The following is a 19,829-nucleotide window of genomic DNA, read 5'->3' on the forward strand; positions in this document are numbered from 1 at the left end:
GACACTCTTGAAGGGAGAGCAACATGAGACGAACAACGGTATCGCTTGCCGTGCTCGCCGCGGCGATGGCCACTCCGGCCCTCGCGCAGAATGCACCGCAGGCCCAGGCGGAAGCCGCCCCCGAAGGCGGCATCGCGGAAATCGTGGTGACCGCGCAGAAGCGCGCCGAAAACGTGCAGGACGTGCCGATCGCCATTTCGGCCTTCACCGCTGGCGCGCTGCAGGAACGCGCGGTGACGAGCGTCGCGGCACTTTCGAACCTCGCGCCGAACGTCACTCTGGACGCCGGTACGCCGTTCTCGGGCTCGACCGCAGTGCTTTCGGCCTACATCCGCGGCATCGGCGCGAACGACTTCGCGTTCAACATCGATCCGGGCGTGGGTATCTACCTCGACGGCGTCTATCTCGCCCGTTCGGTCGGTGCGAACCAGGACCTGCCCGACGTGGAGCGCATCGAAGTGCTCAAGGGGCCGCAGGGTACGCTCTTCGGTCGCAACACCATCGGCGGCGCGATCTCGATCGTCACGCATGATCCGGGCAAGGAATTCAGCTTCAAGGGCGACGTCACCGTCGGCCGCTTCAGCCTCGTCCAGACGCGCGGCACCGTCGACCTGCCGATCACCGATGGGCTCGGTGCGTCGGTCAGCTTCTCGACCAAGAACCGCAATGGCTACCTGAAGCGCATTCCGTTCCCGGGCGCGACCAACTTCGCCTCGACCAGCATCAACAACTACAAGGCCGCCGGTTACAACAACGCAGGGTATGGCACCGAAGGCGGTGACAACAACTGGAACCTGCGCGGCAAGCTGAAGTTCGATCGCGGTCCGTTCACCGCGACGCTTTCGGCCGACTACACCAATGTCGACCAGAGCCAGATCGCCAACACATTGATCAAGACCACCCCGGCGGTCTTCGCAGGCACCTACAATTGCGCGATCATCGCCTCGTCGACCGACTGCGGCGGCGGCCCGCCCGCGTTTGCCTATATCGGCGGCATCGGCGGCCTCAACACGATCTTCGACAACCCGACTGTCTACGGCGTCAATGTCGATGCGGATCCGCGCAACAACCGCCTGCCCTATGACGATCGCTTCCTGACCGGCGACATCGACAAGAGCTATGCCAACGGCAACAACTACTCCAAGCTCAAGTCCTACGGCGGCTCGCTGACGCTGCAGTATGACCTCAGCGACAACATCGCGCTGAAGTCGATCACCGGCTACCGCGAGCTGCACTGGAACGTGGGCACCGACCTTGACGGGTCGCCGCTCAACTTCCTCCACACCAGCTTCACCACCGATCAGTGGCAGTTCAGCCAGGAGCTCCAGCTCCTCGGCAACGCCATGGACAAGAAGCTCAACTACGTCCTCGGCGCCTACTTCTTCAAGGAAGCCGGCAACCTGCATGACTACGTGACCTTCGCCGAAGGCCTGCTTCAGGTCGATGGACCGAACGATCTCTCGACCAAGAACTACGCGTTCTTCGGGCAGATCGACTACAAGTTCAACGATATGTTCGGCATCACCGTGGGTGGTCGCTACACGCACGAGGACAAGGAATTCGAAGGCTTCCAGTCCGACGCCAACGGCCTCACCTACAAGATCCTGAACTTCCTTGCCGGGATCAACGCGGGCCCGCCGGCCTGTGCCAACATCAACCCGATCAGCGACGCTTGCCGTATTGCTGCCGGGTTCCCGAATGCCGGACAGCCGCTCCGCTACTACGTCGCGGGCACGCAGAAGAAGAAGTTCAACAACTTCGCGCCGAAGATCGGCCTCCAGTTCCACCCCAACGACGACACGATGGTCTATGCCAGCTGGTCGAAGGGCTACAAGACCGGTGGCTGGACGACGCGTCTGTCCAACCCGCTGCCCACCGCGCCGGGCTTCGGCGAGGAAACGGCGACCACTTATGAACTGGGTGTCAAGTCGACCTTGCTCGACCGCCGCCTCCAGATCAACGCGGCGATCTTCCAGACCGACTACAAGGGCATCCAGCTGAACTTCCAGCAGGGCGTCTCGCCGACCATCCAGAACGCGGGTGATGCCAAGATCAAGGGCTTCGAGGTCGAAATGACCGCAGCGCCGGTCGATGGCTTCACCATTACGGGTTCGGTGGGCTACCTCGATGCCAAGTACACGTCGGTCCTCGGGCCGGCGCAGGTTGCGCCCAACCCGTTCCAGGCCGGTGTGCTCCCCGGCGGCGAGCTGCCCAAGACGCCGAAGTGGAAGTTTAACATCAGCCCGCGCTACGAGGCGAAGTTCGCCAATGGCGGCAAGCTGATCTTCCTCGCGGACTTCACCCACTCGACTTCGCTGTGGAACGATACCGAACGCGCGTATCTGCTGCAGCGCGCCGCGACGGACATCCTCAACGGCTCGATCACCTACAGGGAGCCGGGCGAGCACTGGGATGTCACCGTCGGCGGGACCAACCTCACCGATACGCGCTATCTGGTGACCGGTCAGGCGCAGATTGCGGGTGGCCAGTTCTACGGCACCTACAGCCGTCCGCGTGAATGGTACGCTCGGCTTGGCGTGAAGTTCTGATCGCAAAAAACGAGAGGGCGGGCTTCGTGAAGAGCCCGCCCTTCTCACCCGGGGAGAGAAAAATGCCTGAAACCGCCCATTCCGAATTCTGGAAAGGCATCAAGCCGGTCGAGAAAGTGTTCCGGGAAGGCGGGCTTCCCGAAGTCTACATGTCAAAGATCGCCGAGGGCGACGAGCGCTACTGGGTTCCGATCAGCGAAACGGTGAGCTCCAAGCCCGTCTGGATCAGCCCGACCAAGAACATGTGGGCCGATGTGCTGATGTCGAAGTCGGCGGGCCTTGTGAACCGCCATTATCACCCGCATCCGATCTGGGCCTACACGATCAGCGGCAAGTGGGCTTACCTCGAGCATGAATGGACCGCGACCGCAGGCGACTTCATCTACGAGACGCCGGGCGAGAGCCACACGCTGGTCTGCTACGAACACGAAGATCCGATGAAGGTGTTCTTCGTCGTCTCCGGGCCGCTGATGTGGCTGGACGAGGAAGGCAACACGATCGGGCACTTCGACGTGTTTGACTACATCAAGAACGCGCGCGAGCATTACGACCGCGTCGGCATCGGCGCCGACTACGTCGATACGCTGATCAGGTAACTGGCATCCGCCAAAGGAGCGCACCCATGAACGTGATGACCGCACCGCCTTCGTCGAAGAAGGAAATCGTCGATGTCGGGTTCGCCCACAAGGACCTCGTCGCGCGGCTGAGCCCCGGCGGCCGCTACATCGATGCGGAGACCGACGTCGACAGCCCCTGGGTACCGTTCGGCGACAATGCCGCGATCAAGCACCTCGCCTTCGATGTGCGGCAAGGCATCTTCTCCAACATCCTGTGGGTGAAGGGGCCGGGCACCATCGGCACGCACCTCCACCGGGGCACCATCGTCATGGTCTGCCTCGAAGGCAGCGTGCGCTATCTCGAGTACGACTGGGTCGCCTCGCCGGGCGGGCTCATCCTCGAAGTGCCGGGCGAAAGCCATACCCTCGTCACCGAGCATCCCGCAGGCGTCAAGCTGTTCGGATGGATGCAGGGCCCGATCGAGTTCTACGACGAGAACGGCAACTATGCCGATACCTCGGACGTCTGGTGGTTCATCAACCACTACGAGACCTACTGCCGGGAAAACGACATCCCGATCAACCCCAAGCTCTATCTCTGAGAGGCCGCCAGCCATGGCAACCATGACCGCCCCGCCGTCCGGGGCCTACAAGATCGTCGATGTGCCGGAGCTTTACGGGGCGCTGATCAAGTCGAAGGGTGTCGAAGGCACCTATGTCGGCGCCTCCGAAGCCGAAAGCCCGTGGGTTCCTTTCGGCGACAATGCCGCGATCCGGCATCTGGCGTTCGACGTGCGGGACAACGTCTATGTCAACATCCTGTGGATCAAGGGCCCGGGCGTGATCGGCACGCACAAGCACCGCGGCCGCGTCTGGGCGATCGGGCTCGAAGGCTCGTTCCGCTATCTGGAATATGATTGGGTGTGCCGCCCGGGCGAATTCATCACCGAAACGCCGGGCACGGCGCACACGCTCGTCACCGATGATCCGAACGGGATGAAGGCGCTGTTCCACATGCAGGGCGCCAACGAGTTCTTCGACGAGCACGGCAACCACGTCGAGACGCTCGATGTCTGGTGGTTCATGAACCACTACGAGACCTACTGCCGGGAGCACGGCATTCCGATCAACAAGCAGCTCTATCTCTGACGGGGGAGCTAACATGAACGCTGCGGGGGTCCCCAAACTTGCTCCGGAGCCGCAGGGCACATACTTGCGCCATTGCTGGTATGTGGCGGGTTGGGCCAGCGATCTGGGCGACACCCCGCAGCAGCGTGTTTTCCTCGAAGAGCCTGTCGCGCTGTTTCGGGATGCGGAGGGCAAGGCCAATGCGGTTTCGGGCCGCTGCCCGCACCGCTGGGCGCCGCTGGGGCAGGGCAAGGTGGTGGATGGCGCGCTGACGTGCCCCTATCATGGCCTGCGGTTCGACGGCACCGGGGCCTGCGTCCACAATCCGCATCCCGGCGGCCAACTTCCGGAGAGCCGCCTCGGCGTCTATCCGCTGGTGGAGCGCCACGCGCTCCTGTGGATTTGGATGGGCGACGCGGACAAGGCCGATCCCGCGCTGATCCCGGATTTCAGCTGGCTCGCCGATCCCAAGTGGGAAGCCGTGCGCGGGGCGACGGTCGCGGAAGGGCACTACGAGCTCTACAGCGACAATATCCTCGATCTCAGCCACGCCAATTTCGTCCATCCCGCGCTGGTCGCGGCGGCCTTCACCGAGGGGACACGCAAGTTCTGGCAGGACGGCGAGACGGTCAACGCCGAATATATCCGCCTTGACGATTACCTTTCGGAGGGCATCGGCGGGATGCTCGGCCGCATCGGCGTCAAACAGGATTTCTATGGCTGGGTCGTCTGGCACGCGCCCGCCGTGCTCTATTTCGATTTCCGCGCTGGCCCGCCGGGCACCCCGCGCGAAGATTGCACGCTGCTCCCCTCGCTCCACGCTTTCACGCCCGAAACATCTGATACCACACACTATTTCTGGGCCACCGCACGCGATTTCGCGCTGGGCGATGCCGAGTTCACCGCAGGGATGCGCGCCGCGCTCGAGTTCGCCTTCGAGCAGGAAGACATGCCGCTGATCCGCGACAGCCACCGCCTGATGCGCGGGGGCGATTTCTGGGAGCTGCGCCCGGTCATCCTGAATGGAGACGGCGGCGGCGTGCGCGCGCGGCGCATGCTGCAACGGCTGATAGACCGCGAACGACAAGAGCAGGCCGCCGAATAGGGCCGCTGCAGCAGGAGAGGACAAGATAAACAATGGCAATTCTGGACCGCTTTGACATCAAGGGCCGCTCTGCGCTCGTCACCGGCGCGGCATCTGGCATCGGCCTCGCTTATGCCGAAGCGATGGCGGAAGCCGGCGCGATGGTCACGCTGACCGATATCGACGGCGAAGGCGCCGAGCGCGAAGCCGCCCGCCTCAAGGAAGCGGGTCATGAAGTCCGCAACGACCGCCTCGATGTGTCGGATTTCGATGCCGTAACCGCCGCCTTTGATGCCCATGCCAAGGCCTACGGCGGTCTCGACATCGCTTTCGCCAACGCAGGCATCGATACCGGCGCGGGCTTCTGGAACCCCGCCGGGCACCGCAATCCCGATGGGCAGGTCGATACCTACGACCCCAAACGCTGGGACAAGTCGATCTCGGTCAACCTTTCGGGCGTGTTCTACACCGTGAGCAATGCCGTGCGCGTGATGAAACAGCCCGGCCGCGCCAATGGCCGCAGCGGCGGCTCGATCATCTGCACCGCGTCTAACGCCGGCCTCGTCACCGAGCCCATCGTCGGCCTGCCCTATATGCCGGCCAAGGCGGGCGTGCTGCACATGGTGCGCGCGCTGGGGCTGGAACTCGCCGAGTTCCGCATCCGCATCAATGCCATCGCGCCCGGGCCCTTCGTCACCAACATCGGCGGAGGCTGGCTCAAGAAGGACCCCGTGGCGCGCAAGGCCTGGGATGCCATCGTGCCGCTGGGCTCGGTGGCGGAGACCGACCAGCTCAAGCCACTCGCGCTGCTGCTCGCCTCCGATGCGTCGGATTACATGACCGGAAGCCACGTCGTGATCGATGGCGGCATGATGCTGGGGAAATATCAGTGAAGCGAATTGCCCTCCTCGCCGCGGGCCTCGCGCTCGCTGGCACTGCCAATGCGGCCCAGAAATTGGGCGAAGTGCAGGCCCAGCGCAGCCCCGAACAGGTCTATGGCGCCGTCTGCGGCTATTGCCACGGCAAGAACGTCGGCCCGGTGATCCGGGGCAGGGCGCTTCCCGCCTCGGCGGTCGAATACATCGTCCGCCATGGCCAGAACGCGATGCCCGCTTTCCGCCCCACCGAAGTCTCCCCCGCCGAACTCAAGGCTCTGGCCGCATGGGTCGAAATGAGCAGCGCTGACCCCAAGGAAAAAGGCCAATGACCGTCAATGTCGATCGCCGCTCGCTGCTGGGCGGCGCAGCTGCAGGCGCCGCCGCTGTCGGTCTCGGGACCGGAGCCAAGGCCAAGGCCGTCCTCGCCCCCGGCGTGAAGAAGCGCGATTTCGCGGGCGCTGTCGCCGCCATGCGCAAGGTCGTCGGCGCGGAGTGGGTCTTCGCCGATCCTGAAGCCGTGTCGCCGTGGAAGAAGTCCTACACCCCCGATCCTTATGGCAAGCACGTCCCTGTAGGCGCGGTCTGCCCGGAGAGCGTGGAGCAGGTGCAGGCCATCGTGAAGATCGCCAACCAGTTCCGCCAGCCGATCTGGCCGGTCTCCACCGGCAAGAACATGGGCTACGGCCAGACGACCACCGCCGCCCCTGGTCAGATGGTGCTCGATCTCAAGCGCATGAACCGCATCCTCTCGGTCGATACCGAGCTGTGCACCGCGCTGGTCGAACCAGGCGTCACCTACCGCCAGCTCAAGGACTACCTCGTCGAGAACAACATCCCGCTGTGGATCGACGTGCCGACCGTCGGCCCCATCGCCAGCCCCGTCGGCAACACGCTCGATCGCGGCGTCGGCTATACGCCCTATGGCGAGCACTTCATGGTCCAATGCGGCATGGAAGTCGTCCTCGCGGACGGCGAGATCCTGCGCACCGGCATGGGTTCGACCAAGAACCCCTCCGCCTGGCAGGCGTTCAAGTGGGGCTACGGACCCTACCTCGACGGCCTGTTCACCCAGTCGAACTTCGGCGTGGTGACCAAGATGGGCATGTGGCTGATGCCGCAGCCCCCGGTCTACAAGCCCTTCGTCGTCCGCCACAAGAAGATGGAAGACGTCGCCCGCATCGTCGAAGCCATGCGCCCGCTGCGCATTGCCAACATCGTGCCCAACGTGGTGTTGATGATGGGCGGCGCCTACCAGCTCGCCATGTTCAAGCGGCGCAGCGAGGTGTGGGACGGAGCGGGACCGATTACCGACGAAGCGGTTTCCAAAGCCGCGACGGCCAACAACCTCGGCATGTGGAACACCTATATCGCGCTCTACGGCACCGAAGGGATGATCGCCGAAAGCGAGAAGATCATCCGTGCCGCCTTTGCAGCGATTGACGGCGAGGTGCTGACCGAGGCCGAAATGGGTGACAACCCCTGGTTCCACCACCACGCCACGCTCATGCAGGGCGGGCTCAACCTCGACGAAATTGGCCTGGCACGCTGGCGCGGAAACGGCGGCGGCCTTGCGTGGTTTGCGCCCGTTGCGCCCGCCAAGGGCAGCGAGACGCAAGGACAGGTCGAACTCGCCAAACAGATCCTGGGCAAGCACGGTTTCGACTATACCGCCGCCTTCGCCATCGGCAGCCGCGAACTGCACCACATCATCGCGCTGCTCTACGACAAGTCGGACCCCGCCGAGGAAAAGCGCGCCGACGATTGCTACCGCGAGCTCGTGACCGGCTTCGGCGAACGAGGCTGGGCCAGCTACCGCACCGGCGTCCACGCCATGGACCTTGTCGCCGAGCAGTTCGGCACGGTGAACCGCGCCTTCAACGCCAAGCTCAAGCACGCGCTCGATCCCAACCACATCCTCGCCCCCGGAAAGTCAGGAATTCTGTGATGATCAGGAAAACGCTTCTCGCGCTTGGCTGCGCCTTGCTTGCAACCACCGCGCATGCGCAGGAAAAGCCGCTCACGGTCGAAAGCCTTCGCACCAGCGGCGGCTCGCTCTTTGCCAATATCGCGCTGATCAAGGGCGAGAAGGATGCGGTGCTGGTCGATGCGCCGTTCACCCGGGCCGATGCGCACCGCGTCGTCGCGATGGTGCTCGACAGCGGCAAGCACCTCACCACGATCTTCATCACGCACGACCATCCCGATCACTTCTTCGCGATGGAAGTGCTGCAGGATGCCTTCCCCGATGCCAAGATCGTCGCGCACCCGGTCGTCGCCGCCGATATCTGGCGCTCGCTGCCCTATAAGGTGAAGCGCTGGTATCCGGTGCTCGGCGTCAATTCGCCCCGCCACCCCACCGCGCCTGCCGCGCTGGAGGGCGACACGATCATGCTCGAGGGCAAGGAACTCAAGGTCCTCGGCCCGGTGCAGGGCGACCATGTCCATGCCACCGCGCTCTGGGCGCCTTCGATCAAGGCGCTCTTCCCGGGCGATCTCGTCTACAACCAGATGTTCCTGTGGATGGGCGAACATGACGCCGCCGCCATCGCCGCCTGGGGCAAGGCCAATGACAGCTTCATCGCGCTCAAGCCCGAGATCGTCGTTGCCGGGCACAACAAGCCGGGCCTGCCGGACGATCCCTCGGGCCTCGAGTTCACGCGGCGCTATATCGCCGAGTGGCCCAAGCTGGTCGCCGCCTCGAAGGACAGCGCAGACCTTGCCGCCCGCGTGAAGAAGGCCTTTCCGGACGCGGTCGACGTGCTCGGCGATTTCCTGCTCGGCAATTCCTCGCGCGTTGCCAAGGGGGAGCAGGCGGCATGGACGGAATGACGTTCAGGGATAAAGCCATTCTCGTCACCGGCGGCGCGACCGGCATCGGCCGCGCCGCCTGCATCGCTCTCGCCGGCAAGGGCGCCAAGGTCATCATCGGCGATGTCGACCAGCGCGCCGAGGAAACCGTCGCGATCATCAAGCAGGCTGGCGGCGAGGCCTCGTTCTGCCAGGCCAACGTGACCGACGCTGCCGCGATGGACGCGCTCGTCGCCGCCTGCGTCCAGCGCTACGGCCGGATGGATGCGGCGTTCAACAACGCCGGCGTTCTCCCCCCGCAGCGCCCGATCCATGAAGTCACGCCGGAGGAAATGAACCTCGCCATCGACGTCGACTTCAAGGGCGTGTTCTTTGCCATGCAGGCGGAAATCCGCCATTTCCTGAAAGTCGGCGGCGGCGCGATCGTCAACACCGCCTCGGTCGGCGCGCTGATCGCGGACCCGAACATGAGCGTCTACTGCGCGATGAAGCACGCCGTATCGGGCCTCACCAAGGCGGCGGCGGTGGAGTACGCGCAAGCGAACATCCGTGTGAACGCCATCGCGCCGGGCTTCGTCGTCACCCCGATGACGCAGCACTGGGCCGATGACCCGAACTTCCGCGCTGCCTTCTTTGCGGGCAACGTCAGCGGCCGCGCGGCGCAGCCTGAGGAAATCGCGGGCACCGTGCTGCACCTTCTCTCGGATGCCGCAAGCTTCATCAATGGCGCGACCATCGCAATCGATGGCGGCCAGACCGCGCACTGAGGAGCAACGACCATGCGCGCCGCCGTCATGCAGGGCCTGCACAAGCCACTCGTCATCGAAACAGTGGCCGATCCGGTGCCGGGCGCGGGTGAGGTCGTGGTCAAGGTCGGTCGCTGCGGCATCTGCGGTTCCGATCTGCATATGACCGAAGACCCGGCCTACGGGCAGGGCGCGGGCTCGATCCTTGGCCATGAGTTTGCAGGCGAAGTGGTCGAACTCGGGAAGAGCGTTGAAGGCCTCGTCAAGGGCGATCTGGTTGCTGTCAGTCCGCTTAAAAGCTGCGGCACATGTCCGGCCTGTCTCGCCGGCAACGTCTCGTGGTGCGACAGGTTTGGCCTGCAGGGCGGCGGCTATGCCGAATATGCGCTCACCTTGCCGAACCAGTGCGTGAAGCTCCCGAAATCCGCCAGCCTCGCCGATGGCGCGATCATCGAGCCGCTGGCGGTGGCGCTCCACGGCGTGGCAATGGCGGGCCTGCGCATCGGCGACAAGGTGCTGATCCTCGGCGCCGGCCCCATCGGCCTCGCGACCGCGTTCTGGGCCCGGCGCATGGGCGCTGGGCGCGTCGTCGTGCAGGATGTCGCCACCTGGCAGCAGGAGCGCGCGCTGAGCATGGGCGCGCACGATTTCATCGCCGATCGCGATGATCCGCTGGGCGCTGCAGAACGTGCCCTCGGCGGCAAAGCGGACGTGGTATTCGAATGCGTAGGTGTTCCGGGCCTTATCGCGCAGGCGGTCGAGCAAGTGCGCGCGCGCGGCTCCATCGTGCTGCTGGGCCTGTGTACCGTGCCCGATACCTTCAACAGCTTTGCGATGCTTTCCAAGGAAGTGCGCCTCATCACCTCGGCGTTCTTCACGACCCACGAATACCAGGCGGCTCTGGATGCGCTCGACCGGGGCGCGGCCGAACCGCGCCTGCTGATCACCGAAACCATTTCGCTCGCCCAGACCCCCACCGTGTTCGAAGCGCTCCGCCGCCGCACCGAACAATGCAAGGTGCTGATCGAACCCGGCGCCTGAAACGATAGTGTGAGGACAACCCGATGAACCTCGTCACCACGATCCCGACCAACGCCATCGAGCGCGCGGTATTCGAATGCATGAACCCGACCGAGGCGCTCTACAACGCAACCAAGAACCCGCTGCACCGCGCGATCCTGCTCAATTTCTGGCGCCATGTGCACCTCGAAGGCGCCGGGCTCTATGACGATATTACCGCCAGCGACATGATGGTGGACCACCCCGTCTACCGCGTGACCTGGGGCGCCAACCCAGCCGTGATCGAAGGCAAGGACGGCGTGAAGGGATTCTACAACAGCGTCGGGCAGGCCGTGCTGTGGCATTCGGACGACCGCCTCGCCGTGAACGACTGGGGCATCTGCGACGAGATCACCTTCCACCAGCTCGCCAAGGGCGCCGACCTTGCCGCCATGGGCTATGACGCGCCCAAGGCGGACGCGCTCTACCACGTCTCCAGTCGGCAGGCCTTCATCTGGCCCTATGACGACAAGGCGCGGCTTGCCGGCGAACACCTCTATGAAGACCCAACCAGCGTGAAACTGGAGGAAGTCTCGCCCGACGAAGCGACAACGCCTGCCGCGATCCAGGCCATCCACAAGGCGAAGCTTGCCCAGCTCGAGGCGCGCTTCGGGCCGCGCTACTGGATCTATCGGGGCTGAGGCGAGGGGAGGCTTTTTCGCAATGCGCACCTTCCACGACAAGCGCGCCTTCGTCACCGGCGGGGCCAGCGGGATCGGCTTCGGTGTGGTCAAGGCCCTCGCCAAGCGCGGCGCTTTCGTGGTGATCGCGGACCTCAGAACCGACCATATCGACCGCGCGCTGCGCGAAGTCCGGGAGGCCGGGTTCGCCAGCAGCGTCGCGGCGCTTCAGCTCGACGTCACGGACCGCGCCGCCTTCGCCGCCGTGGCAGAGCGCATGGATATCGAACTCGGCGGGGTGGACGTACTCGTCAACAATGCCGGGGTAGGCGTCGAAGGCCCGGTACTCGAAGCAGGCTATGCCGATTGGGACTACGGTCTCGGCGTCAATCTCGGCGGGGTGATCAACGGCTTGCAGAGCTTCCTGCCGCGCATGATCGCGCATGGCCGGGGCGGGCATGTCGTCAACGTCTCGTCGTTGGCAGCGGCGGTGCGCATGCCGGCCAACTTCGCGATCTATGCGGCCGGCAAGGCCGCCGTGCTCAACCTGTCCGAGAACATGCGCGAGGAACTGGCGGGCAAGGGCATCGGTATGTCCGTCCTGTGCCCGGCCTTCGTGCGCTCGAATATCCACGAGGCGGCGCTCAATCGCCCGGCCCACTTGCGGCAGGGCAGTGGCTTCACGCTGAGCGAGGCGACCTTGCTCGACCGTCCGCCGGGTGACGACTGGATGGATCCCGAAGTGGTCGGCGAAATTGTCGCGGACGGCATTCTCGCCAACCGGCTCTACATCATGACCCACGGCGAATTCCGCGACAAGATGCGCGAGCGCCATGAGCTTTTGATGAGCGCCGTGCCCGAAGCCGCCTTCCAGTACTAGGCGGGCTTGTCCTCCCGCACGCGCAGCATGGCAAATGCTGCGGCTGCCATGACGACAGCGCCGACCAGCATGGTCCACTTGGGATCGGTGGGGAAGAAGCTGCGGATCACCCCGCCCATGATCGTTGCGACCATCAGCTGCGGGACGACGATGAACACGTTGAACACGCCGATGTAGATGCCGAACTTGTGCGGCGGCAGCACGCGGGTGAGGATCACATAGGGCATGGCGAGGATCGAAGCCCAGGCCACCCCGACGAAGATCATCGGCAGCAGGAGCGACCACTGGTCGCGCAGCACGAGCAGCAGCAGGAACCCCACACCGCCGCCGAGAAGGCAGAGCGCATGCGTGCGCGCATTGCCGATCCGCTTCGCCAGCACCGGCAGCAGGAACGCGGCCAGTGCAGCAACGCCGTTGTAGAAGGCAAACATCACGCCCACCCAGTCGGCCCCGGCATTGTAGGCCGCACCGGTCGTATCCGTCGCGCCGAAAGCATATTTGGTCACCACCGGCGTCGTGTAGATCCACAGGATGAACAGCGCGGTCCAAGTGAAGAACTGCGCCACCGCCAGCTGCCGCATCTGCGCGGGCATCTGCGCCAGGTCGCTCATGATCTCGGCCAGCGCGCCCTTGGCCTGCAGCGCGCGCAGCACGATCTGGGCAAGACCGAACGCCACGAGCCCGCCGCCCAGCACATAGAGCTGCTTGTCGAGTTCCAATTCGCCGACGACCGCGAGCAGCATTGCACCGAGCGCAAGCCAAAGCGGTCCGCGCGAAGAATAAACGAGCGGCTGCGATCCGGGCGCAGCATGGCTCTCGCCGCCGAATGCCGCCATTTCCTCGGGGCTGTATTCGCGCACGGTAAAGGCTGTCCACGCCACGGCCAGCACCATCGCCGCCGCCCCGATAAAGAAGCTGAGCCGGACTGAATCCGGCACCACGCCTTCGGGCGCTGTATTGGCAATGCCGAGGTGCGCGAAAACCGCCGGCAGCACGCTGCCGATCACCGCACCCGCGCCGATGAACCAGGTCTGCAGCGCAAAGCCCTGCGCGCGCTGGTCGTCCGGCGTCATGTCGCCGACAAAGGCACGGAACGGCTCCATCGCGACATTGAGCGAGGCATCGAGCAGCCAGAGGAATCCCGCGGCGAGCAGCAGGACTCCGGCTTGGGGCAGGCCCAGCAGTGCGAGCGCGGAAAGCACGGCACCTGCAACAAAATAAGGCCGCCGCCGCCCGAACCGGCCCCAGGTCCGGTCGGAGTAATGCCCGATCAGCGGCTGCACGATGAGGCCTGTCACCGGCCCGGCGATCCAGAGGAAGGCGAGATTGTCGACACTGCTGCCGAGCGACTGGAAAATCCGGCTGACATTGGCGTTCTGCAGCCCGAACGCGAGCTGGATGCCGAAGAAGCCGAAGCTCACGTTCCACAGTCCCCAGAAGGACTGCTGCGGTTTTGGGCGGGTTGTCACGCGGTTTTCAGCTCCCCCATGCGCTGCAAAGCGCAGGCCTTTGCCTTGTTTTCTCGGGCCAACCCTAGGCCAGCATCGCAGCGCGGGCAGCAATGCATACGAATGTCATCCATTTGCTGCGCATAAATATGCTGCGCAGGATCACCCGCCGGTGCTGCCGCGCACGACCAGCCGCGTGGGCAGGAAGGGCGAGGGGCGGGGCTTGTCCTCGACCTGCGCCATGACCGTTTCGACCAGCGCGACCCCGGCGTGGCGCATGTCCTGCATCACCGTCGTCAGCGGCGGCGAGGTCAGGCTGGCGGCCGGAATATCGTCAAAACCGACCACCGCGACATCGCCCGGAATGCTGAGGCCCGCTTCTCCCAGTGCGCGCATGGCGCCGATGGCGATGAGGTCGCTTGCAGCAAAGATCGCATCGAACGGTTTGCCGCCGGCGAGCAGCTTCTTCGCAGCCTGATAGCCCAGTTCCTCGGAGGAAATGGCAGGCACCACCAGTTCCGGATCATGCGTCAGCCCCGCCGTCTCGACCGCGCGGACAAGGCCTTCGTAGCGGTTCTTGAACTCGGGATAGTGGCTGTCCGCCTGGCCCAGAAACGCGATTTTCCGCCGTCCGCGCGCCAGCAGATGCTCGCCGGCCAGCCGTCCCGCGCCGAAATTGTCCGAGCCTACCGTCGCGCCGATCGTATCGGGCTCCACCGCGCCCCAGCGCACGAAATGCGCGCCGCTGCGCACCAATTGTCGCAGGCGGCTTTCGTAGAGTGTATAGTCGCCGTAGCCGAGCAGGATCAGCCCGTCGGCCCGGTGGCTGTCCTGGTAGCGCTTGTGCCAGTCGTCATCGAGCCGCTGGAACGAGATCAGCAGATCCAGCCCGCGCGCCGCACAATGCCGGGTGATCGAACCGAGCATCGCGAGGAAGAACGGATTGATGCCGGATTCGTCCGGCGTCGGATCCTCGAAGAACAGCAGCGCCAGCGTATTCGAACGCTGCGAGCGCAAGGACGAGGCGTTCTTGTCGACGGTGTAGCCGAGCTGGCGGGCGATCGCCTCGATCTTCTGGCGCGTGGCGAGGCTGACCGACTTGCTGCCGCGCAGGGCACGGCTCACGGTCGGCTGCGAAACGCCCGCCAGATAGGCGATGTCGAAACTGGTCGGCTTGTTGGACGGCCTGCGGCCCATCGCTTGCAACCTCCTCCCGCGCCGCCGTGGTTTTTCCCAACGATCAGCTAGCGGCGTAACCTACGCATGAAAATGCATGGACGCAATTGCCCCCAAGGACTCAGCTGTTTGCATCGATTTTCGGAGCTTCGACCGTGGCAATTCGGTGTCACTTCAAGGCGCTAAGCCCGCGGAATCCCGATGGTATACGTATGCCATATTCGTATCCATCAACGCCGGTTCTACCCAGCACCCCGTACTGAACCCGGAAAAACCGTGTTCCGACAACGTCGAGGCCACGATCCGGCCGCATGGGGGAGATCTGATTTCCATGGCTAAGCACACCCTTTTTGCATTTGGCAGTTCGGCGATCGCGCTGACCGCTGCTGCTCTTGCTGCACCTGCCTTCGCGCAGGAAGCCGCGCCGCAGGCTTCGGCCGAAGCACCCGCCGCCGACGATGGCGCCATCGTCGTCACCGGCTACCGCGCCTCGCTGAACGCCTCGGCCTCGATCAAGCGCGTTGCGCCGACGATCGTCGAAGCGCTGTCGTCCGAAGACATCGGCAAGCTGCCCGACGTGTCGATCGCGGACTCGCTGGCCCGCCTGCCCGGCGTCACCTCGCAGCGCCTTGAAGGCCGCGACCAGCGCCTCTCGATCCGCGGCCTTGGCCCGGACTTCGGCACCACCCTGCTGAACGGCCGCGAGCAAGTCACCGTGGGTGACAACCGCGGCGTGGAGTACGACCAGTACCCGGCCGAATTCTTCAAGAACGTCGTCGTCTACAAGGCCCCGACCCCGTCGTTGGTTGCTGCCGGTATCGCCGGTACGGTCGACCTGCGCATGCTGCGCCCGCTGGCGCAGAAGGACCGTATCATTGCGCTGCAGCTGCGCGGCCAGCTGAACGAGCAGCAGAAGCTCAACCCCGATGGCACCCGCTATGGCTATCGCGCCACGGCGACCTATGTCGACAAGTTCGCCAATGACACCTTCGGCATCGCCATCGGCGTTTCGGCGACGAGCGCGCCGACGCAGATCGAGCGCTACAATGCCTGGGGCTTCCCGAACGAAGGCAGCGCGGGCGGCAACCTGTTCCTCGGCGGCGCCAAGCCCTACGTCCAGTCGAACAAGCTGCAGCGCTACGGCGCGGTGGCGACCCTCGAGTACCAGCCGAGCGACAACTTCCACTCGACCCTCGACGTGCTCTACGCGAAGTTCAAGGAAACCCAGCTGCTGCGCGGCATCGAATTCCCGATCGCCCCGGCCTGGGGTTCGGGCGCAACCGTGCAGCCCGGCTACACGGTCAATGGCGGCTTCGTCACGAACGCGACCGTCACGGGTGTTCATGCCGTCCAGCGCAACGACCGCAACTTCCGTGATGCCGACAACTTCTCGGTGGGCTGGAACAACCAGATCAAGCTGAACGACAAGCTGAACCTGACGGTCGACGCGGCCTACAGCCTCGCCAAGCGCACCGACGACCTGCTCGAGACCTACACCGGCACCGGCTACGGTGCGACCGGCCCGTCGGACACGCTGCGCATTTCGGCCAATCCCAACGGCACCTTCAATATCGTGCCGACGCTCGATTACACCGACCGCAACATCTTCGGCATCACCGATCCGCGTGGCTGGGGTTACAACGGTACGCGTGCCGTGGTTCAGGCGGGCTTCCTCAACCGTCCGAAGTTCAAGGACGACCTCATCTCGCTGCGCGCCGACCTCGAAGGCAAGATCGACGATGCGGGTGTGCTCTCGGGCTGGCAGATCGGCGGCAACTACAGCCGCCGCAAGAAGGTCTCGGCGTTCACCTCGTTCTTCCTGTGCCCCAAGGGCGCCGGCAGCAACTGCTCGGTGGACAGCGGTACGCCGCAGTTCGCGCCGATCCCGGACCAGGCCGTCATCGGCACCGTGCCGCTTGCCTACCTCGGCGTGCCGCAGATGCTCGCGCTCGATCCGATCTACCTCGTCAACAACTCGCTTGCATCGGTCTTCGACAACCGCCCGGTCTCGCTGGTGCGTGACAACACCGTCACGGAAAAGGTGTGGACCGCCTACGGCATGATCAAGCTTGACGGCGATGTCGCCGGCAAGAAGCTGACCGGCTCGATCGGTGTGCAGGCGGTCTATACCGACCAGAGCTCGAGGGGTTCGATCTCGCGCTTTGACTCGGCGACCGGCGATGTGCTGGTGGTTCCCGCAACCGGTGGTGACAAGTTCTGGCGCATCCTGCCCAGCGCCAACTTTGCGCTGGAAGTCGCCAACTCGACTTATGTGAAGTTGGCCGCGTCGCTCAGCATGGTTCGTCCGCGCCTCGATCAGGAGCGCGTGAACCAGGAACTGAACTTCAACTTCCAGAACATCGGCTCGAGCGATCCGACCCGGCCGTTCTTCCAGTCGACCGGCGGCAATGCGCAGCTGCGGCCGTATCGTTCCGCGAACGTGGACCTCTCGGTCGAACACTACTTCCCGAAGGGCGGCTATGTGTCGCTGGCCGGTTACTACAAGCGGCTTACGGATTTCGTGAACCCGCAGCGCAACCTGCCGTTCGACTTTGCCGCCGTGGCGGCCTCGTTGCCCGCCGCGATCCGCAACCAGCTTGCGACGACGGTCGGCGTGGTTTCGCAGCCGCTCAACGACGGTCGCGGCTCGCTCAAGGGTGCGGAACTCACCGTTTCGCTGCCCTTCTCGCTGCTCACGCCTTCGCTTGACGGCTTCGGCTTCTATGGCAGCGGATCCTATACCGACAGCACGATCCGTCTCGGCGACAACAGCAACCCGATCACGTTGCCGGGCCTTTCGGACTGGGTGGCGAACGCTTCGATCTACTACGAAAAGCACGGCATCCAGGCGCGTGCTTCGTATCGCTACCGCTCGAAGTTCCTCGCCGAAGTCGCGGGTCTGTCGGCCAACCCGACCTACCGCACGGCGAAGGCGGAAGGCATCCTCGACGCCCAGATCGGGTATGACTTCCAGCCCGGTACGACGCTCGAAGGCCTCTCGGTCCTGTTCCAGGCGCGCAACCTTACCGATCGTCCGTTCATCACCTATCAGAACGACGACGTGCGCCAGGTGATCGACTATCAGCGCTACGGCCGCGAGTACTATGTCAGCGTGAGCTACAAGTTCTAATACCTATGCGGGGTTCGGGCGGATGGCTTGCTGCAAGACCATCCGCCCGGTACCTTCGCCCGATGCCTGATACCCCTACCAAGCACTGGCAGGCTGATCGCGGGTCGGTCAGCCGCGCCCGAACCGCCGCGCCTGCCACGTTCGGCCCTGGCCGCCCGGCGTCCCCTTTCTACCCTCACGCGAGGAGCCTGCGATGAGCAGCACTGAGACCAGCGGTAGCGCCAGCACCCCTGGCCCCGTGCGCATCGTCGTGGCTGGTGGCGGGACCGCTGGCTGGATGGCTGCATCCGCCTTGGGCCATTTCCTCGATACCGGCTTCACCGTCACGCTTGTCGAATCCGAGGAGATCGGCACCGTCGGCGTCGGCGAGGCGACGATCCCCCAGATCCGCATGTTCAACCAGGCGCTGGGGATCGACGAGGACGCGTTCATCCGCGCCACGCAGGCCACCTTCAAGCTGGCGATCGAGTTCGTGGGCTGGGGCGCTCCCGGCGAGCGCTACATGCATGCCTTCGGCGATGTCGGCCGCGATGTCGGGCTCTGCGCGTTCCATCATTACTGGTCGCGTGCGCGCCGTCTCGGCCTTGCCGGGCCGCATGGCGATTATGCGATCAATGATGTGGCCGCACATGCCGGCCGCATGCATCGCGGGGCACCGCTGACCAGCCGCAATGTTCCCGAGATGCCGCACGCGTTCCACTTCGATGCGGGGCTCTATGCCGCCTTCTTGCGCCAGTTCGCGGAAAGCCGGGGAGTGACGCGCCGTGAAGGCAAGATTGCCGAAATCCGGCACGATCCGCTCAGCGGTGATATCACGCAGCTGGTGCTGACCTCCGGCGAGGAAATCGCCGGCGATCTGTTCATCGACTGCACAGGTTTTCGCGGCCTGCTGATCGGCGGCGCCATGGGCAGCGGCTATATCGACTGGACGAACTGGCTCCCCTGCGACCGCGCGCTGGCGGTGCCGAGCGGCCGGGTCGAGGATTTCACTCCCTATACCCGCGCGACCGCGCATGACGCAGGCTGGCAGTGGCGCATTCCGCTGCAGCACCGCACCGGCAATGGCCGGGTCTATTGCAGCACGTTCACTTCGGATGAGGCGGCGGCGGAAAGCCTCCTTGCGCATCTCGACGCGCCCGCGCTCGCCGATCCCAGGCCCATCCGCTTCACCACCGGCCGCCGTGCCGAGGCGTGGCGGGGCAACGTGATCGCGGTGGGGCTTTCGAGCGGATTCCTCGAGCCGCTGGAATCGACCAGCATTCACCTGATCCAGTCCGCGATCTCGCGCATTCTCAAGTTCCTGCCCGGCAAGGACCAGACGCAGGCCGCGCGCGATGAATACAACCGGCAATTCACCTTCGAGATGGAGCGCATCCGCGATTTCATCGTGTTGCACTATCACGTGAACCAGCGGCTCGATCCGTTCTGGCAGGCCATGCGCAACATGGCGCTGCCGGACAGTCTGGCCGAGCGGATCGAGCTGTTCCGCGCGAACGGCCATATCTTCCGGCATGGCGACGAGCTGTTCAGCGAAGTGGGCTGGTTTCAGGTCATGGCCGGGCAGGGGATTGTCCCGGAGCGCAGCCACGCGCTGGCGGAAACGATCAGCGAGGCCGATCTCAAGGGCTATCTCGAGACGCTGAACGGGCTCTATCGCCGCGAAGTCGAGCGCTATCCGGGCCATGCCGAGTTTATCGCGCGCCACTGCGCCGCCCCGCCGCTCAAGATGGGTGCTGCGGCGTGAAGCGCCGGGCCCGCCTTGCCGT

General features: G+C 64.7%; 17 protein-coding genes. 15 read left to right on the forward strand and 2 right to left on the reverse strand.

Going from position 1 to position 19,829, the window contains the following annotated elements; genetic code table 11:
- The first annotated feature begins 23 nt into the window (after positions 1 to 23).
- From NDB2M1_RS11550 to NDB2M1_RS11610, 13 genes are all read left to right on the forward strand, one after another.
- Positions 24 to 2,549 (forward strand): TonB-dependent receptor, encoded by a 2,526-nt coding sequence (locus NDB2M1_RS11550; RefSeq protein ID WP_072382428.1) that lies wholly within the window; start codon positions 24 to 26, stop codon positions 2,547 to 2,549.
- A gap of 62 nt (positions 2,550 to 2,611) precedes the next feature.
- Positions 2,612 to 3,145 (forward strand): 2,4'-dihydroxyacetophenone dioxygenase family protein, encoded by a 534-nt coding sequence (locus tag NDB2M1_RS11555; protein ID WP_072382431.1) that lies wholly within the window; start codon positions 2,612 to 2,614, stop codon positions 3,143 to 3,145.
- A 26-nt stretch (positions 3,146 to 3,171) separates the two neighbouring features.
- The gene (locus NDB2M1_RS11560) at positions 3,172 to 3,708 is read left to right on the forward strand and encodes a 2,4'-dihydroxyacetophenone dioxygenase family protein (RefSeq protein ID WP_072382435.1); all 537 of its coding nucleotides are present in this window, start codon (positions 3,172 to 3,174) and stop codon (positions 3,706 to 3,708) included.
- Between the two features lie 13 nt (positions 3,709 to 3,721).
- On the forward strand, positions 3,722 to 4,255 hold the full coding sequence (locus NDB2M1_RS11565; protein ID WP_054120233.1) for a 2,4'-dihydroxyacetophenone dioxygenase family protein: 534 nt from the start codon (positions 3,722 to 3,724) through the stop codon (positions 4,253 to 4,255).
- 13 nt (positions 4,256 to 4,268) lie between these two features.
- Entirely contained in the window at positions 4,269 to 5,339 is a 1,071-nt protein-coding gene (locus NDB2M1_RS11570) for an aromatic ring-hydroxylating dioxygenase subunit alpha (protein ID WP_072382438.1), read from the forward strand.
- Between the two features lie 32 nt (positions 5,340 to 5,371).
- Complete coding sequence (locus tag NDB2M1_RS11575; protein WP_072382439.1) at positions 5,372 to 6,211, forward strand: SDR family NAD(P)-dependent oxidoreductase; 840 nt, start codon at positions 5,372 to 5,374, stop codon at positions 6,209 to 6,211.
- Positions 6,208 to 6,525 (forward strand): c-type cytochrome, encoded by a 318-nt coding sequence (locus NDB2M1_RS11580; RefSeq protein WP_253185855.1) that lies wholly within the window; start codon positions 6,208 to 6,210, stop codon positions 6,523 to 6,525. Before NDB2M1_RS11575 ends, NDB2M1_RS11580 begins: the two co-directional genes overlap by 4 nt.
- Positions 6,522 to 8,141: an FAD-binding oxidoreductase gene (locus NDB2M1_RS11585; RefSeq protein ID WP_083554816.1), complete on the forward strand. Its 1,620-nt coding sequence runs from the start codon at positions 6,522 to 6,524 to the stop codon at positions 8,139 to 8,141. Before NDB2M1_RS11580 ends, NDB2M1_RS11585 begins: the two co-directional genes overlap by 4 nt.
- The gene (locus NDB2M1_RS11590; RefSeq protein WP_072382443.1) at positions 8,141 to 9,025 is read left to right on the forward strand and encodes an MBL fold metallo-hydrolase; all 885 of its coding nucleotides are present in this window, start codon (positions 8,141 to 8,143) and stop codon (positions 9,023 to 9,025) included. The genes NDB2M1_RS11585 and NDB2M1_RS11590 overlap by 1 nt, the downstream gene beginning before the upstream one ends.
- On the forward strand, positions 9,013 to 9,771 hold the full coding sequence (locus NDB2M1_RS11595; protein ID WP_072382446.1) for an SDR family NAD(P)-dependent oxidoreductase: 759 nt from the start codon (positions 9,013 to 9,015) through the stop codon (positions 9,769 to 9,771). Before NDB2M1_RS11590 ends, NDB2M1_RS11595 begins: the two co-directional genes overlap by 13 nt.
- 12 nt (positions 9,772 to 9,783) lie before the next feature.
- The gene (locus NDB2M1_RS11600; protein WP_072382452.1) at positions 9,784 to 10,791 is read left to right on the forward strand and encodes an alcohol dehydrogenase catalytic domain-containing protein; all 1,008 of its coding nucleotides are present in this window, start codon (positions 9,784 to 9,786) and stop codon (positions 10,789 to 10,791) included.
- A 23-nt stretch (positions 10,792 to 10,814) separates the two neighbouring features.
- Positions 10,815 to 11,450, forward strand: coding sequence for a hypothetical protein (locus tag NDB2M1_RS11605; RefSeq protein ID WP_072382455.1), 636 nt, complete (start codon positions 10,815 to 10,817; stop codon positions 11,448 to 11,450).
- Between the two features lie 22 nt (positions 11,451 to 11,472).
- Positions 11,473 to 12,309 carry an SDR family NAD(P)-dependent oxidoreductase gene (locus NDB2M1_RS11610; RefSeq protein ID WP_072382457.1) on the forward strand — a complete coding sequence of 279 codons (837 nt, stop codon included), beginning with the start codon at positions 11,473 to 11,475 and terminating at the stop codon, positions 12,307 to 12,309.
- Here the strand turns inward: NDB2M1_RS11610 and NDB2M1_RS11615 are convergent.
- On the reverse strand, positions 12,306 to 13,778 hold the full coding sequence (locus NDB2M1_RS11615; protein ID WP_072382459.1) for an MFS transporter: 1,473 nt from the start codon (positions 13,776 to 13,778) through the stop codon (positions 12,306 to 12,308). The genes NDB2M1_RS11610 and NDB2M1_RS11615 overlap by 4 nt on opposite strands.
- Before the next feature lie 141 nt (positions 13,779 to 13,919).
- Positions 13,920 to 14,954: a LacI family DNA-binding transcriptional regulator gene (locus NDB2M1_RS11620; protein ID WP_072382461.1), complete on the reverse strand. Its 1,035-nt coding sequence runs from the start codon at positions 14,952 to 14,954 to the stop codon at positions 13,920 to 13,922.
- A 310-nt stretch (positions 14,955 to 15,264) separates the two neighbouring features.
- On the opposite strand from NDB2M1_RS11620, the gene NDB2M1_RS11625 reads away from it, so the two are divergent.
- A complete protein-coding gene (locus NDB2M1_RS11625) occupies positions 15,265 to 18,063 on the forward strand; it encodes a TonB-dependent receptor (RefSeq protein WP_072382463.1) in 2,799 nt (932 codons plus the stop codon).
- Positions 18,064 to 18,256: 193 nt separating this feature from the next.
- A complete protein-coding gene (locus tag NDB2M1_RS11630; RefSeq protein ID WP_072382464.1) occupies positions 18,257 to 19,807 on the forward strand; it encodes a tryptophan halogenase family protein in 1,551 nt (516 codons plus the stop codon).
- Positions 19,808 to 19,829: the final 22 nt, after the last annotated feature.

Source organism: Novosphingobium sp. NDB2Meth1 (assembly GCF_900117425.1).
Taxonomy (GTDB): Bacteria; Pseudomonadota; Alphaproteobacteria; order Sphingomonadales; family Sphingomonadaceae; genus Novosphingobium.